Here is a 15,257-nt window from a genome sequence, read left to right as displayed (position 1 = left end):
TCGCCACCGCCGAGTGGATCGACTGGTACTGCCATCGCCGACTCCACGGTGAGATCGGGCACATCCCACCAGTCGAATGCGAGACCAACTACTACCTCGCGACCCCGGAACCCCAAGTAACAACCACAATCTGAAGTCTCTACAGAACCCGGAACGGTTCACCCGGGCAGGCCGTGCTCCGGATTACACCAGCGGGCCGCGCCCTCGACGTAGATCTCGCGGCGGCGCACCGCGTCCCGCGGCGCCAGAAGCGCGCACAGCTCGTACGGGATGCGCTCGACGCGGCCCTGGTCATCGGCGACCGCCTCGCGCCAGTCCTTGCGCGCCACGCCGTCGACGTCAGCGTACTTCGTCAGCAGCCTCATCGCGTCCATCACCGGCCGGTAGGCGGTGTTGTCACCCCTGAAGCACGGCGGCCGGAACCTTCACCAGACCGGCGACGTACTCCACCGCGACCGACGGGACCTCTTCCAGCGCATCGGGGAACCGGCCTTCCAGCTCGAAGAACTTCAGCGACAGGCTGAAGCCGAGTCGGGTCGTCCCGCTCTTGTTCGCCAAGTCCCAGTCGCCGTCTGCCGGCGTTCGGCTGCCCGCGACCTACTTTGCGGCTGCTGTCCGAGCTGGGACACCTGGGCCTTGCAGCGGTGAAGCCATCTGAAGGCGTCGAGTCGGGCCCCGCGCTCGGTCGGCCAGCTCTTTCGGCCCTGCGGGGTCTCGCGTTTGAAGGTCGCGTTGAAGGACTCGGCGAGTGCGTTGTCCGCGCTGGATCCGACCGCGCTCACGCTTCGCCGAACCCCTGCCGGCCTGCGGGCTTCAGCGAAGGCCCGGCTCGTGTACGGGGCTCCGTGGCCGGTGTGCATGTGGTCGGCGACCGCCCGGCCGGCCAGCCGTCGCCATGCGAGGTCGATTCCCGCTGTCCCCCGCGCACTCGGGCCGAGCACGCGGACGCGGCTGCGGACGACGGGGAGGACAGCTCCGCCCCATCGTGGCCACGACTGCCTGACGGCGGACCGTGCATCAGGCAGCTCGCGGGTCAGGTGGCTCGCCGGTCAGGCGGTGCACACCCGGCGGACACCGCCGCGCCCGGCACGCGCACCGACGGCAGCGCGTCCAGGAACAGTGCCCCCGCGAGCAGGCCCGCGCTGCCGCGGGGGCTCCAGGCGTGCTCCCGCAGCTCGTCATCGAGGGCGGCCAGCAGCTCGGCACCCGCCGGGGTCGCCGTGCCGCCCGCCTCCAGGGCCGCGCGGGCGCCCGCCTGCACCTGGCGCAGCCCGGGCGGGCCGGCCGTGTACAGCAGCTCGGTGTCCTGGAGGGTGGACACCACGGTGAGCAGCGCGTCCAGCCGGGCCCGCGTCTCGGTGGCGCCGGCCCGCCGGGCGGCGGTGAGCGCGGTGAGCGCCCGGCGCACGTGCGGGAAGGCGGCCCGCGCCTCGCCCCGGGCGCCGGGCGCGCCGTACTTCGCCGACACCGTCGACCCGCGCGAGGGCCGCCGGGGCGCGCCCCGGTCGGGATGCGCGGCCAGTCGTCCCGCGGTCGCGGCGACCTCCGCGCCGTCGGCGCCGGGGGTGAGGGCGGCCGAGGCCACCAGCAGCCCCAGCGTCCACAGCGCGCCGCGGTGGCCGCCGCCGGTCAGCGCGAGGGAGTGCTCGGCGCACCGCCCGATGGCGCCCAGTTCGGCGCGGAGTCTCGGTGAGGGACGGCCGTTGCGGCGCGCGGCGGCGGCCATCGCCGCGAGGCCGGGCGTGAGCGCCTTCGCCGACCAGCGCAGGGCGCGGTGATCCAGTCGGGTGGCGCGGGCGGACAGGTCGCGGGGGTCGGGCAGGCCCGGCTTCGGCGCGAGCGCCAGCTGCTCGGTCAGCGCGGTCACCGCGGCCCGCGCGAGCGCCTCGTCCTGGACCGTCCCGCCGGCCGCACGGCTCCCCACGGCGCCTACGAGGCGGCCGTGGCCGACGGGGACGCCGAACCGCTGGGCGCGTCGGCGGGCGGGGTGCCGTCGGGCGGAGTGCCGCCGCCGCCCTCGCCGCTGCCCGCGCCGGTGTTCTCCGTGTCGGGGTCGATGCCCAGGGTGAGGGAGCCCTTGTAACCCTTGGCGGGGTTGTTCTTGTGCACCGCCTTCAGGGTGAGCAGGCCGCCGGCGGCTCCGCTGTCGTCGTAGACCATGTCGTCGGCGAGCTCGGTGTAGCTGCCGGTGTGCTTCGAGTACGGCTCCAGGGTGAAGATCTCCTGGGCGATGTCGTCGTCGAAGAACAGCTGGCCGGTGTAGTTGACCTTGCCGCCCTCGTAGGTGCCGTCCTCCTTCTGGCCGCCGGTGTGCACCTTGACGTGGATGTGGCAGGTGCGCGGGGTGTACCAGCCGGGGAAGATCGTCGTGAACTTCACGACCCCGTTCGCGTTGGCGATCTGGTAGCCGCGCAGATAGGTGGCGTCGTCGGCGGTGGAGCCGTCCTCGCTCTCGGCGGGGGCCGAGCCGCCGGGGTTCGCGGTGGTGTAGCCGGAGTAGTACCCCCAGGCGTCGCAGTGCCAGATCTCCACGGCCGCGCCGGGCACCGGCGTACAGCCGTCGGTGGCGTCGACGACGGTCAGGCGCAGGGTCAGCGGGACACCGCTCTTGCCCTCGGTGATGTCCTTGCGGACCAGGGCGCCGTCCAGGTAGTACGGCCCTTCGGTGACACTGGTCATCAGCTGCATGCAGGTGGAGCCGGACGAAGCCGACGCCGAGGGCGAGGCCGAGCCCGTGGCGCTCGCCGCGGCCTCGGTGTTCGTCTCGGCGGACGCGATCTGGTAACCGGCGATCGCCAGTCCGCCCGCCGCGGCTGTGCCGCCGGTGACCGCGAGGGCCCGGCGACGGGTCAGTTTGTTGCCTTTGTGTATTCCCGTCATGTACACGGACGCTAGGAGAGCTGTCCCTCATTGCGCTGGATCAGCGCTGGGAATCGCCTGTGAGGTCGCACCGGCCGCCGGGCCGGCCACCTCGTCCACGCGCACCGCGGCGGCCGTGCGGGCGACCACCTCGGCCGCGCCGACCCCGGGCGCCGTCTCCCGCAGCACCAGGCCGGCCGGAGTGACGTCCAGCACCGCGAGGTCGGTGACGATCCGGTGCACACACGCCCGGCCGGTCAGGGGCAGCGTGCAGCGCTCCACCAGTTTCGGGCTGCCGTCCTTGGCGGTGTGCTCCATCAGGACGACGACCCGGCGGGCGCCGTGCACTAGGTCCATGGCCCCGCCCATCCCCTTGATCATCTTTCCGGGAACGGTCCAGTTGGCGAGGTCGCCGTCCCCGGACACCTGAAGGGCGCCGAGCACGGCGGTGTCGATGTGGCCGCCGCGGATCATGCCGAAGGAGAGCGCCGAGTCGAAGAAGGACCCGCCCGGCAGTACGGTGACCGTCTCCTTGCCGGCGTTGATCAGGTCCGGGTCGACCTCGTGCTCGCGCGGATACGGGCCGGTGCCGAGGAGGCCGTTCTCGGAGTGCAGGGTGACGTGCACGCCCGCCGGCAGGTGCCCGGGGATCGCGGTGGGCAGGCCGATGCCCAGGTTCACGTACGCACCGTCGGCCAGCTCCAGGGCGGCCCGGGCCGCCATCTGGTCACGGGTCCAGGCCATCAGGCGCGCACCGTCCTCTTCTCGATCCTCTTCGCGGTCGCCTGCTCGCGGGTCAGCGCCACCACCCGCTGCACGAACACACCGGGCACGTGCACCTGGCCGGGGCCGAGGGCACTGGGCTCGACCAGTTCCTCGACCTCGGCGACGGTGATCCGGCCGGCCATCGCGGCCAACGGGTTGAAGTTGCCGGCGGTGCCGCGGAAGACCAGATTGCCGTGGCGGTCGCCGCGCCAGGCCCGTACCAGCGCGTAGTCGGTGGTGATGCCGTGCTCCAGGACGTACGTCCGGCCGGCGAAGACCCGGCTCTCCTTGGCCGGGGAGGCGACGGCAACACCCCTCCCGTCGCCGGTGTACCGCCAGGGCAGCCCGCCGTCGGCGACCTGGGTGCCGACCCCGGCCGGAGTGTAGAAGGCCGGAATGCCGCAGCCCCCGGCGCGCAGCCGCTCGGCCAGCGTGCCCTGCGGCACCAGCTCGACCTCCAGCTCACCGGAGAGGTACTGCCGGGCGAACTCCTTGTTCTCACCGACGTAGGAACCGGTCACCCGGGTGATGCGGCGGGCGGCGAGCAGGACGCCCAGCCCGGCCCCGTCGACGCCGCAGTTGTTGGAGACCACCGACAGCGAGGCGGCGCCCTGCTCGTACAGCGCGCCGATCAGGACCTCCGGCACCCCGCTGAGGCCGAAGCCGCCGACGGCCAGTGACGAGCCGTCGGTCATGTCGCGCACCGCCTCGGCGGCGTTCGCGCAGAGCTTGTTCACGGCTGGGGCTCCTTGCCGGTGACCGGTGCCGTCGGCGCGGGGACGGCGAACAGACGCAGTTGCAGGGCGAGGGTGGCGTAGTAGCCGACGAGCGTGGACAGTTCGAACAGGGCGGCCTCGCCGAGGGCGGCGCGGGCCGCCGCGTACCAGGCGTCGTCGAGTCCGTCGGGGCGGGCGGCGAGGGTGCGCGCGGCCGACCAGGCGGCCCGCTCGAAGGCGTCGGTGAAGCCGGGGTCGGTGCCCTCGCACAGGGCCCGCAGCTCCTGCCCGGTCAGTCCCGCGGCCTCGCCCGCGGCCTCGTGGGCGTACCGCTCGAAGGCGCTGTCCCACACGGTGGCGACCACCAGGATCGCGGTCTCGCGCACCCGCGGCGGCAGCGACGTCCCGAAGCGGACGGCCGAGCCCAGGGCCTGGAGCGCGCCGCCGAGCCGGGGACTGGTCAGCATGGCGTTGAAGGGCCCGTGCAGATGCCCGTGGGCGTCGGTGAGGTCGAAGAGCCGGGGGCCGGCGGCGCGGGGGCCGCCGGTGATCTCCTCGTACAGGGCGCGCTGTTCGGGGGAGAGCCGGTCCGGGTCGAACAGGGGCAGCCGGCCGGGGCGGTCCGGTGGGGTCACGGCCGCGTCCCCGTCCCGTCCGCGACCTCGCGGGCCAGCGAGGCGAGATCCGCGTCGGTGAGCAGTCTGCCCTCGCGGGCCATGAGCGCACGGGCCCGCCGCAGCACCTCGTCGACCTGCTCGACCGTGCTGTCGACACCCAGCGCGGCCAGCTTGTCGGCGAGGGTGTAGGGGCCGCTGTCGGGGGTGAAGGGGACCTTGCGGGTGTTGCCGACGAGGGTGGGCTCCAGGCAGTTGTGGAGCAGCGGGTCGACGGCGGTCTCCTGGGTGATGAGGTCCATCCCGCCCCAGGAGAAGGCGTGCGTGCCGGTCACGGGGTGGTTCCAGGCGACGTGATACCCGGTCAGCTCCTCCGCCGCGCGGGCCAGTTCGGTCAGTCGCCGGGTCCGGATGCCGGTGCGCACCCCGTACAGCGTCTCGAAGGCCATGGCGGTGGCGGCGAGATCGGCGTTGCCGGGGCCGCCGCAGTAGCCGTTGACGGACAGCTCCACGACGTCGGCGCCGGCCCGGACCGCGCCGACCGCGCAGCCCACCGCCAGTCCGAAGGTGTTGTGCGGGTGCAGGCCCACCTGCACCTCGGGGGCGAGTTCCTTGGTGCGGGTGACGAGGTGGGCGTACGCCTCGGGGCTCATGGCGCCGGGGCCGTCGAAGAGGGTGAGTTCGGTGGCGCCCGCGCCGGTGAGCACGGCGACCGTCTCCTCCAGCACCTCCTCGGTCAGGTACGACACCATCAGCATCGGCGCGATCGCGTCCAGGCCGCGGTCGCGGGCGTGCCGGATCAGGGACACCGCGCGGGCCAGGACGCCGGCCCGGCCGAGCCGGGTGTCCCGGGTGCGCCACTGCTCGCCCCGCCACGCCTTCTGGTAGACGGCCGGGTGGTAGATGAGGGACGCCTCGCCCAGGCCCTGCACCCAGATCTGCACCCCGTCGTAGCCGGCCTCGGCGGCGCGGTCGATGTCCGTCGTGGTGCGCAGCAGGGGCAGGACGGCCCGGCAGTGGTCGTTCTCGCCCTTGATGACCTCGACCTCGGCGCGCAGCGCCGCGTCGTCGCGCCCGGCGAGCCCGGCGGTGACGACCTCGCCCACTCCGGCGCCGACCAGCCGGCGCAGGTACGCCTCCTTGGCCGCGGTGGGGGCGACGACGCCCGGCAGGGTCTCCACCGACCGCAGGGTGGCGTCGCGCAGGCGCACCGAGCCGGGCATCGGGCCCCGCACCCCGGCGCGGCGGTTGAGAGGGCTCACCGACCAGCGGCCCGGCTCGTACGCGCCCGGCTCGCGGGCGGCGGCCAGCTCCGCGCGGAAGCGGGCGACCTCCTCGTCGGTGAACACGGCCGGCTTGTCCATGGGCCCTCCGGGCGGCTGTCTCGGCAACGGTCCTGCTGCCCGCCATTCAAACACCCCACCTCCTTTGCTGTCGACACTCTGAACATTCTTGCGAAGTGGGGGCGGTCGTGAACAGCGGATTGCCGCGAATGTGTTTACTTCCTGTCGACACTAGGTGAGACTCTCGGCAGTCGGAGCGCTTCACGCCGCACCGCACCCGTACGACCCGAACCGAGGGAGACACCCGTGACCCACGACGATCCCCCCGCGCGGTCCGGCCGCCTGGCCGGGCGGACCGCCGTCATCAGCGGCGCCGGCAGTGTCGGCCCGGGCTGGGGCAACGGCCGCGCCACCGCCGTCGTCTTCGCCCGCGAAGGCGCCACCGTGTACCTGACCGACCGCGACAAGGACGCCCTGGAGGTCACCGCCCGGCAGATCCGCGAAGAGGGCGGAACGGCCCACACCCAGCTCCTCGACGTGACCGAACCGGACGCCGTCCGGGAGTACTTCGAGCAGACCGGGCGGGCCGCCGGCCGGATCGACATCCTGGTCAACAACGTCGGCGGCTCCCGCGCCGGAGGAGTGGCCGAACTCTCCCTGGAGGACTGGGACAGCCAGCTGCGCACCAACCTCACCAGCGCCTTCCTCGCCTGCAAGGAGGTCGTGCCGATCATGCGGCGCGGCGGGGGCGGCTCGATCGTCAACACCGCCTCCGCCTCCGGACTGCGCTGGACCGGCGCCGCGCAGGTCGGCTACGCGGCGGCCAAGGCGGCGGTGATCCAGCTCTCCCGCGTCACGGCCGTCCAGTACGCGCCCGACCGGGTCCGGGTCAACACCGTCGTGCCCGGCCAGCTGCACACCCCGATGGTCGAGGCACGCCTCGCCCACCAGAGGGCCGGCGGGGACGTGGCGAAACTCCTCGCCCAGCGCCAGGCCCGCATCCCGCTGGGGTTCATGGGCGACGGCCGGGACACGGCGTACGCGGCGCTCTTCCTCGCCTCCGAGGAGGCCCGGTTCGTCACCGGCACCGAGATAGTCGTCGACGGCGGAATGACGGCCCGCTGTGACTGAACCCGTCCTGCGCCAGGCGGCGCCCTCGCCCGGCTGCCCGCCCCCGCACCCCGCCCCGCGCAGACCCTCGCTGGAACTGCCGCCCGGGAGCTGCGACGCGCACTGCCACATCCTCGGCCCGTCCGCCGTCTTCCCCTACGCGCCCGAGCGCACCTTCACCCCCGTCGACGCCCCCAAGGAACAGCTCGCCGCGCTCCACGCCCACCTGGGGCTGTCCCGCGCGGTGGTGGTCCAGTCCTCCTGCAACGGCTCGGACCACCGGGTGCTGCTGGACGCCCTGGCGGCCGGCGGCGGCCGGCTGCGCGGCATCGCCCTGATCGGACCGGCGACCACCCGCGCCGAGATCGAGGAACTGCACCGCGCGGGGGTGCGCGGCTTCCGGCTCAACTTCCTGCCGCATCTGCGCACCGCCCCCACCCGCGAGGAGATCGCCTCCGTCCTGGAACGGGTCGACGGACTCGGCTGGGTCACCGAACTCCACGTCACCGGCTCCGAGGTGGCCGACCACGCCGACCTCATCCGGTCCCTGCCCGGCCGGGTGGTCATCGACCACCTCGCCCGGGTGAACCTCGCCGACGGCCCGCGCGGCCGCGCCCTGCGCGGTCTGCGCGCCCTGCTGGACACCGGGGACGTCTGGCTCAAGGTGAGCGGCGTGGACCGGGTCTCGCGCCAGGGCCCGCCCTGGGCCGACGCCGTCGCGCTGGCCGCCTCCCTGGTGGCGCAGGCGCCCGAGCGGGTGGTGTGGGGCACCGACTACCCGCACGTGAACATCGAGGGCGCGGCCCCCGACGACGGCCTGCTGGTGGACCTCCTGGCCGACATCGCCCCCGACCAGGACGGGCTGCGCCGCCTCCTGGTCGACAACCCGGCCGACCTCTTCGACTTCCCGCCGGTCCCCGCACCCGGCCCGGCCGACCCGCGCAAGGAGCAGCCATGACCGGCTTCGACGGACGCCTCCTGACCCGGGGCGCCCCCGGCTACGAGGAGGCACGGCTCGGCGCCGTGTGGAACGAGCGCAAGCCCGACCGCCACCCGGACGCCATCCTTCTCGCCGCCGGCGACAGGGACGTCCAAGCGGGCGTGCGCTGGGCCGCCGCCCGGGGCCTGCGGGTCTCCGTGCGCTCCGGCGGGCACAGCTGGATCGGCAACGGGGTGCGCGACGGCGGCCTGCTGATCGACCTCTCCACCCTGGACGAGGTCGTGATCGACGCCCCGAACCGCCGGGCCACCGTCCGTCCCGCCGTCCAGGGCACCCGCTTCAACGCGCTGCTCGCCGCCGAGGGCCTGGTCTTCCCCAGCGGACACTGCCCGTCCGTCGGGGTGGGCGGCTTCCTGCTCGGCGGCGGCTACGGCTGGAACTCCCGCGCCCTCGGCCCGGCCTGCTTCAGCGTGGAGGGCGTCGACGCCGTGCTGGCCGACGGCACCCTCGTGCACGCCACCGACGAGACCCACCCCGACCTGATGTGGGCGGTACGCGGCTCGGGGCCCGGCTTCTTCGCCGTCGTCACCCGCTTCCACCTGCGCGTGCATCCGGCCTACGAGCAGATCCTGCGCAGCGCGTACGTCTTCCCGTACGAGCTGCGCGACGAGGTGCTGGCCTGGACCTACGACACCGTCCCGGAGATCTCGGACTCCCTGGAGATGTCGGCCAAGGTCGCCTTCACGCCCGGCGTCGAGCAGCCGACCACGATGATCACGGCGGCGGCCTTCTGCACCCCGGGGGAGGGCCCCGAGATGCTGGAGCCCCTGGAAAAGGCGCCGTTCCTGCGGCATGCCCTGCGCCGGGTGGAACGCCGGCCGTCGAGCCTGGACGACTTGTACGCCCTCTCCGACGGCCTCACCCCCAAGGGGCGGCGCTACGCCGTCGACGGGGTGTGGACCGACGCGCCCGTGCAGCGGGTTCTGGCGGCCGGGCGGGGGGTGCTGGACGGCCTTCCCAACCGGGAGAGCTTCCTGCTGTGGATGCTCTGGGGCGGGCAGCCCACCCGGGAGAACGCCTGCTGGTCCACCCAGGGCAGGCTGTACTTCTCGCCGAACGCCGTGTGGCACGACCCCGCCGACGACCTGCTGAACGAGACCTGGGCGCACGAGGCGCTGCGGGACCTCGACCCGGTCGCCCGCGGCGCCCAGTTCGCCGACGCCAATCCGGCCGACCGGCCCGACCACGGGCTGGACGCGGAGCAGGCGGCACGGCTGGAGGGGCTGCGGGAGCGGTACGACCCGGACCGGCTGTTCCGCGCCTATCTGTCCCCGGAGGAGTCCACCACGGCGCTGGCCGTCCGGCGGCGTGCCGGAAAGCCCGCCTAGTGTCGACAGAAACTAAGAACTAGCGTCGTATCGACCCTTGACCGTCGTTTTCTGTCGACAGTAACGTCAGGGCGTCTGCATCGAAGGAGTCTGAGTTGTCTGAGTTGTCGGCGTCGTCCGAACCGATGTCTGCCCAGAGTATGCGCGGATCCGTCATCCGCCGAGGGGATACCGGCTACGAGCAGGCCCGCCTCGGTGCCGTGTGGAACGCCCGCAAGCCCGAGCGATTCCCCGACGTCATCGTCCTCGCCGAGGATGAGCAGGACGTCGTACGGGCCGTGCGGCTCGCCCGCGAGGAGGGGCACCGGATCTCCGTCCGCTCCGGCGGCCACAGCTGGGTCGGCAACGGGGTGCGCGACGGCGGACTCCTCGTCGACCTCTCCCGCCTCCAGGAGATCACCGTCGACTCCGCCGCCCGGACCGCCACCGTCCAGCCGTCCGCCAAGGGCCCCGCCGTCCAGGCGGCGCTCGCCCCGCACGGGCTGTTCTTCCCCACCGGCCACGCGCCCACCGTCGGCATCGGCGGCTTCATCCTCGGCGGCGGCTACGGCTGGAACTCCCGCCACCTCGGACCGGCCTGCCTGAGCATCCGCGCCGTCGACGTGGTCCTCGCCGACGGCACCCTGGTGCACGCCACCGACGCCACCCACCCGGACCTGCTGTGGGCGGCGCGCGGCAGCGGCCCCGGCTTCTTCGGCGTCGTCACCCGCTTCCACCTGAGCGTGTACGACCGCCCCACGACCATCGTCCGCACCGTGCACAGCTACCCGCTGGACCTGCGCGACGAGGTGCTGGCCTGGACCTACGACCTCCTTGACACCCTGCCCACCACCGTCGAGTTCTCCGCCAAGATCGGCTTCACCCCCGGCCTGGACACCCGCACGGTCTCCGTGACCGCCACCGCCTTCTGCACCCCCGAGCACGGCCCCGAGGCGCTCGCCCCGCTGGAGGACGCGCCCTTCCGCGACCGGGCGGTCCGCGCGGTCGTCGGCCAGGAGACCACCATCGAGGAGCTGTACGACATCGCCGACCGGCTCAACCCCGAGGGGCTGCGCTGGGCCGTGGACGGCGTATGGGCCGAAGGCCCCGTCGAGGAGATCCTCACCGCCGCGGCGCCCGTCCTCGACGAGATCCCGGCCGGCACCGGCTTCGTCCTGTGGATGCTGTGGGGCCACTACCCGCCGCGCCCCGACGCCTGCTGGTCCACCCAGGCCAAGGCCTACCTCTCGCCCAATGCCGGCTGGAGCGACCCGGCCGAGGACCTCGCGCACGAGAACTGGGCGCACGGCTCCCTGGCCGCCGTACAGCACCTCTCCAAGGGGCTGCAGTTCTCCGACAACAACCTGGCCGACCGCTTCGACCTCGGCCTCAGCGCCGAGAACGCCGAACGCCTGGAGAAGATCCGCGGCGGCTACGACCCCGACGGACTCTTCCGCACCTACATGACCCCCGCCGAGTCCACCACCGCCTACGCCGTCGCCCGCCGGCCCTGACGACCCGACGCCCTGTCCGAGCCGAACCGCGCGAACCACCCGAACCACCCGAGCCGCAGCCACCGAGCACCACCGTGCAAAGGAGCACACCCGCATGCCGAAGCGCACGAGAAACCCGCTGGGCCGCCGCCTCTCCATCGCCCTGGTGACGCTCGCCGTCACCGCCCCGGTCGCCGCCTGCGGCTCCGGAGCCTCCTCCACCGCCTCCGGCGACGGCACCTCGAAGATCACCGTGCTGCGCTCCAACGGCGCGCTGTTCGAGCCGCTCTACATAGCCCAGCAGCAGGGCTACTTCGAGGACGCCGGGCTGGACGTCACCATCAAGGCCGGTGCCCAGGACACCTCGCAGAACGCGCCGTCGGTCCTCAACGGCGAGGCACAGTTCGCGATGACGGACTGTTCCGGCTTCCTCAAGGGCGCCGCGAAGAACATGCCGATCCGCATCGCGACCGGGCTGGTCAACGCCACCGACGAGGTCGATCCCACCGACGGCCTGCTGGTCAAGAAGGGCAGCTCCATCAAGTCCTTCGCCGATCTGGAGGGCAAGACCGTGGGCCTGTCGGCGCTCGGCGGCACCATCCAGTTCGCCGTGGAGTACCTGACCGAGAAGGCCGGCGCCGATCCCGACAAGATCAAGTTCGTCTCGCTGCCGACCACTTCGCTGACCGACGCTGCCCAGAGCGGCAAGACCGACGCCGTCTTCTCCTTCGGCGCCTTCTACGCGGCCGGCAAGCAGGCCGGGCTGACCTCGATCGGCCAGGGGATGAACGACCTGCCCGGCCTCACCCAGGGCGTGCTCTTCGCCAGCCAGGAGTACCTGTCGAAGAACACCGCCACGGCGGAGAAGTTCACCGGCGCCGTCGCCAAGGCCATCACCTACGCCAACCAGCACCCCGACGCGGTCAAGGCGATCGACAAGAAGTACACCCAGCTCTCCGCCGACTACATCGAGAACTCGCAGAACTCGGTCTACGACAAGACCATCGACACCACCATGATGCGCACCGTCATCACCAAGATGCACCAGTACGGGCTGCTCAGCAGCGCACCCGAGGACGACGCCATCTACTGGGACAAGGCCCCGACCGGCACCGGCGACTGACACACGGCAGAGGTACACGACCATGGCCATCTCCACCACGAGCCGCCGCCCGCCCCCGGCCGCGGCACGCCCCGCCCGGCGTCCCCCGGCCGGGCGGCCGGGACGCCGCGGGCTCCTGCTGCTCCAGCTCTCCGCCGTCCTCGCGGTCCTCCTGCTGTGGGCAGGTATCGCCGCGGCCGGCTTCGTGAGCGCCACCGCCCTGCCCGGCCCGGTGCCGGTGCTCCGCGCGTTCCCCGACCTGTTCGCCAGTGCCACCTACTGGCAGGCGGTCGGCGACACCATCGACGGCGCCGTCACGGGCTTCGTCGTGGCCGTCGTGGTGGGCGTCCCGCTGGGCCTGGTGACGGGAACGTACGCCGCGGCCGAGCAGTCCTCCCGGCTGCTCGTGGACGTCCTGCGCTCCTTCCCCGTCATCGCCCTGCTGCCGGTCTTCCTGCTGGTGCAGGGCTCGACACCGACGATGAAGAGCACCGTCGTCTTCCTCGCCTGCGTCTTTCCCGTCTTCCTCCAGGCCCAGTACGGCGCCCGCTCCGTGCCCCCGATGATCACCGAGACCGTGCACAGCTTCCGCGTCCCCAGGCACCTGCGGTTCCGCAAGGTCGTCCTGCCCAGCGCGACACCCTCGATCATGACCGGGCTGCGGCTCGCGGCGACCACCTCCGTCCTGGTCGCCATCGGCGTCGAGGTGCTCACCACGCTGCCCGGCATCGGCCACGAGGTCGTCCAGGCCCAACAGGGCGGCGCGTCGAGACAGGCGTACGCGTACATCCTCACCGCGGGCGCGATCGGTTACGCGATCACCCTGCTGTCCCAGTTCGCCGAAGGCCGGCTGCTGCGCTGGCGGCCGCCGGCGCACACCGACTGAGGCGGGAAGAGGCACCATGTCCCAGACCACCCAGGGCGCCTTCTGGTCGTCCGCCGTCAAGCAGCTGTGGCTGCCGCTGCTGGTCGTCGCCGTCCTGCTGCTCGCCACCGCGGGCAGCACCAGCTTCTACTTCCCGCCCGCCACCGACGTCCTGGCCACCCTGTGGGACCAGCTCCTGCACGAGGGCCTCGTCGGCGACCTGCTGTACTCCCTGAAGAACATCGTGCTGGGGCTGGTGGTCGCCACCGCCGTCGGCATCGGCGCCGGGCTCCTCATCGGCGAGGTACGGCTGCTGCGGCAGGCGACCGCCCCGCTGCTGGACTTCGCCCGCGCGACCCCGACGGTGGCGTTCGTCCCCGTCATCATCCTCACCCTCGGCATCGGCGCGGGGCCCAAGATCTTCCTGATCGCCCTCGGCTCCCTGTGGCCGATCCTGCTCAACACCGTCAGCGGCGTGCACGGCGTCAACCCGGCCGTGCAGGAGACCGCGCACAGCTACCGCATCCCGCTGCGGCTGCGGCTGCTGAAGGTGGTGCTGCCCGGCGCCCTGCCGCAGATCTTCGCCGGCGTCCGGGTCGCCCTGTCGATCGCGGTGGTCCTCATGGTGGTCAGCGAGATCTACGGCTCCCCGGTCGGCCTCGGCCACTTCATCCTGCAGTCCGGCTCGGACTTCGCCGTGCCCGAGACCTGGGCCGGCACCGTGCTCATCGGCATCCTCGGCTACGGCCTGAGCGTGCTGCTCCTCGCGGCCGAGTACGCCCTGCTCGGCTGGTACCACCAGCGTCCGCCCCGCACCCGGCGGACCACGTCACCGCCCCGGAACGAGGTCACAACGTGAACACACGCGGATCCAGCCTGGTCGTGGCGGACGTCGGCAAGACGTTCGGCCACGGCGCGGACGAGCACCGGGTGATCGAGGGACTGTCGCTGCGGGTCGACCCGGGCGAGTTCGTCTGCGTCGTCGGCCCCTCCGGCGCCGGCAAGACCACCTTGCTGCGCTGTCTGTCCGGCCTGACCAAACCCACCTCCGGCACCGTCCACTACGGTGACCGGCCGGTCACCAAGCCGCTCGCCGACATCGCGGTGGTCTTCCAGGACTACCGGGGCTCCCTGCTGCCCTGGATGCGGGTGCGCGACAACGTGGCGTTCCCGCTGGAGGGCATGGGCGTCAAGCGCGCCGCCCGCGCCGCCCGCGCCGAGGAGTGCCTGGCCGCCGTCGGCCTCACGGGCGTCGGCGACAAGTACCCTTGGCAGCTCTCCGGTGGCATGCAGCAGCGCGTCGCCATCGCCCGCGGGCTGGCGTACAACGCGCCGGTGCTGCTGATGGACGAGCCCTTCGGCTCGGTGGACGCCCAGTCCCGCTTCGACCTGGAGGACCTGACGCTGTCGCTGCGGGCCAAGCTGGGCATCACCGTCGTCGTCGTCACCCACGACATCGACGAGGCCGTCTACCTCGGCGACCGCGTCGTCGTCCTGGGCGGCCGGCCCACCACGGTCGTCGACAACCTCACCGTCGACCTCGGCCCCGACCGCGACCAGCTCACCACCCGGGCCGACGCCCGCTTCACCGAGCTGCGCACCCGGGTGCTGACCCTGATCCGGGGGGTGCAGGCCCCGACGGCCGGCCAGAGGCCGGCCGAAGAGGGCGACGCGGGGCGCGAGACGGACCCGGCGGTGCTCGGCGGATGACGACGCGCTTCGACCACGTGGGCCTGTCCGTGCCGGACCTGGAGGCGGCGACCGCCTGGTACGGCACGGCACTCGGCCTCACCGCCGGCCCCGTCTTCGCGATCCCGGACACCGACCTGCGCGGGGTGATGCTGCTGCACGGGAGCGGATTCCGCGTCGAGTTGCTGCACCGCCCCACGGCCCGGCCGGGGCCGGCGGCGGACAGTCCCCTGCAGGCGGCGGCCACGCTCGGCTACGGCCACATGTGCCTGTGCGTGGACGACGTCGACGCGGAGTACGCCCGCCTGGTGCGGGCCGGCGCAGGGGAGGCCATGCCGCCCTGCCCGGCGCCGCGCCCCGGCGCCCGGATGGCCTTCGTGACCGACCCCTACGGCAACCTGATCGAGCTGCTGGACCGCACGTAGGCACGGCGGGTGTGCGGGCGGCCCCGGGA

17 protein-coding genes are annotated in these 15,257 nt (G+C 73.0%); 9 read left to right on the top strand and 8 right to left on the bottom strand.

Features of this window, described 5'->3' with window-relative positions; genetic code table 11:
- Positions 1-158: 158 nt before the first annotated feature.
- The 8 genes from ACTT8P_RS35840 to ACTT8P_RS35805 all read right to left on the bottom strand — a co-directional run bounded on the left by ACTT8P_RS35840 (position 159) and on the right by ACTT8P_RS35805 (position 6,318).
- Positions 159-374: a hypothetical protein gene (locus ACTT8P_RS35840; protein ID WP_442835986.1), complete on the bottom strand. Its 216-nt coding sequence runs from the start codon at positions 372-374 to the stop codon at positions 159-161.
- Positions 375-396: 22 nt separating this feature from the next.
- Positions 397-558 carry a DUF4158 domain-containing protein gene (locus ACTT8P_RS35835; RefSeq protein WP_442835985.1) on the bottom strand — a complete coding sequence of 54 codons (162 nt, stop codon included), beginning with the start codon at positions 556-558 and terminating at the stop codon, positions 397-399.
- 475 nt (positions 559-1,033) lie between these two features.
- Positions 1,034-1,924 (bottom strand): triphosphoribosyl-dephospho-CoA synthase, encoded by an 891-nt coding sequence (locus ACTT8P_RS35830; protein WP_442835984.1) that lies wholly within the window; start codon positions 1,922-1,924, stop codon positions 1,034-1,036.
- A 5-nt stretch (positions 1,925-1,929) separates the two neighbouring features.
- The gene (locus tag ACTT8P_RS35825) at positions 1,930-2,880 is read right to left on the bottom strand and encodes an intradiol ring-cleavage dioxygenase (protein WP_442835983.1); all 951 of its coding nucleotides are present in this window, start codon (positions 2,878-2,880) and stop codon (positions 1,930-1,932) included.
- A 27-nt stretch (positions 2,881-2,907) separates the two neighbouring features.
- Positions 2,908-3,603, bottom strand: coding sequence for a CoA transferase subunit B (locus ACTT8P_RS35820; RefSeq protein WP_442835982.1), 696 nt, complete (start codon positions 3,601-3,603; stop codon positions 2,908-2,910).
- A complete protein-coding gene (locus tag ACTT8P_RS35815; protein WP_442835981.1) occupies positions 3,603-4,361 on the bottom strand; it encodes a CoA transferase subunit A in 759 nt (252 codons plus the stop codon). The genes ACTT8P_RS35820 and ACTT8P_RS35815 overlap by 1 nt, the downstream gene beginning before the upstream one ends.
- Positions 4,358-4,975 (bottom strand): carboxymuconolactone decarboxylase family protein, encoded by a 618-nt coding sequence (locus ACTT8P_RS35810; RefSeq protein WP_442835980.1) that lies wholly within the window; start codon positions 4,973-4,975, stop codon positions 4,358-4,360. The genes ACTT8P_RS35815 and ACTT8P_RS35810 overlap by 4 nt, the downstream gene beginning before the upstream one ends.
- Positions 4,972-6,318, bottom strand: a complete 1,347-nt coding sequence (locus tag ACTT8P_RS35805) for a hypothetical protein (RefSeq protein WP_442835979.1) — start codon at positions 6,316-6,318, stop codon at positions 4,972-4,974. Before ACTT8P_RS35805 ends, ACTT8P_RS35810 begins: the two co-directional genes overlap by 4 nt.
- A 225-nt stretch (positions 6,319-6,543) precedes the next feature.
- On the opposite strand from ACTT8P_RS35805, the gene ACTT8P_RS35800 reads away from it, so the two are divergent.
- The 9 genes from ACTT8P_RS35800 (at position 6,544) to ACTT8P_RS35760 (ending at position 15,228) form a co-directional block, all read left to right on the top strand.
- Positions 6,544-7,368 (top strand): SDR family NAD(P)-dependent oxidoreductase, encoded by an 825-nt coding sequence (locus ACTT8P_RS35800; protein ID WP_442835978.1) that lies wholly within the window; start codon positions 6,544-6,546, stop codon positions 7,366-7,368.
- A complete protein-coding gene (locus tag ACTT8P_RS35795) occupies positions 7,361-8,305 on the top strand; it encodes an amidohydrolase family protein (protein WP_442835977.1) in 945 nt (314 codons plus the stop codon). Before ACTT8P_RS35800 ends, ACTT8P_RS35795 begins: the two co-directional genes overlap by 8 nt.
- On the top strand, positions 8,302-9,675 hold the full coding sequence (locus tag ACTT8P_RS35790) for an FAD-binding oxidoreductase (protein ID WP_442835976.1): 1,374 nt from the start codon (positions 8,302-8,304) through the stop codon (positions 9,673-9,675). Before ACTT8P_RS35795 ends, ACTT8P_RS35790 begins: the two co-directional genes overlap by 4 nt.
- Positions 9,676-9,815: 140 nt before the next feature.
- A complete protein-coding gene (locus tag ACTT8P_RS35785; RefSeq protein ID WP_442835975.1) occupies positions 9,816-11,168 on the top strand; it encodes an FAD-binding oxidoreductase in 1,353 nt (450 codons plus the stop codon).
- A 94-nt stretch (positions 11,169-11,262) separates the two neighbouring features.
- Entirely contained in the window at positions 11,263-12,270 is a 1,008-nt protein-coding gene (locus tag ACTT8P_RS35780; RefSeq protein ID WP_442835974.1) for an ABC transporter substrate-binding protein, read from the top strand.
- 22 nt (positions 12,271-12,292) lie between these two features.
- A complete protein-coding gene (locus ACTT8P_RS35775; protein WP_442835973.1) occupies positions 12,293-13,135 on the top strand; it encodes an ABC transporter permease in 843 nt (280 codons plus the stop codon).
- Positions 13,136-13,151: 16 nt separating this feature from the next.
- Positions 13,152-13,973 carry an ABC transporter permease gene (locus tag ACTT8P_RS35770; protein WP_442835972.1) on the top strand — a complete coding sequence of 274 codons (822 nt, stop codon included), beginning with the start codon at positions 13,152-13,154 and terminating at the stop codon, positions 13,971-13,973.
- Positions 13,970-14,824, top strand: coding sequence for an ABC transporter ATP-binding protein (locus ACTT8P_RS35765; protein WP_442835971.1), 855 nt, complete (start codon positions 13,970-13,972; stop codon positions 14,822-14,824). Before ACTT8P_RS35770 ends, ACTT8P_RS35765 begins: the two co-directional genes overlap by 4 nt.
- Entirely contained in the window at positions 14,821-15,228 is a 408-nt protein-coding gene (locus tag ACTT8P_RS35760; protein WP_442835970.1) for a VOC family protein, read from the top strand. The genes ACTT8P_RS35765 and ACTT8P_RS35760 overlap by 4 nt, the downstream gene beginning before the upstream one ends.
- The last annotated feature ends 29 nt before the right edge of the window (positions 15,229-15,257 follow it).

It is taken from the genome of Streptomyces sp. JW3 (assembly GCF_052216785.1).
Classification (GTDB): Bacteria; Actinomycetota; Actinomycetes; order Streptomycetales; family Streptomycetaceae; genus Streptomyces.
Note: the sequence above shows the minus strand (reverse complement) of the source record. Positions and strands in the feature narration are given on the sequence as shown.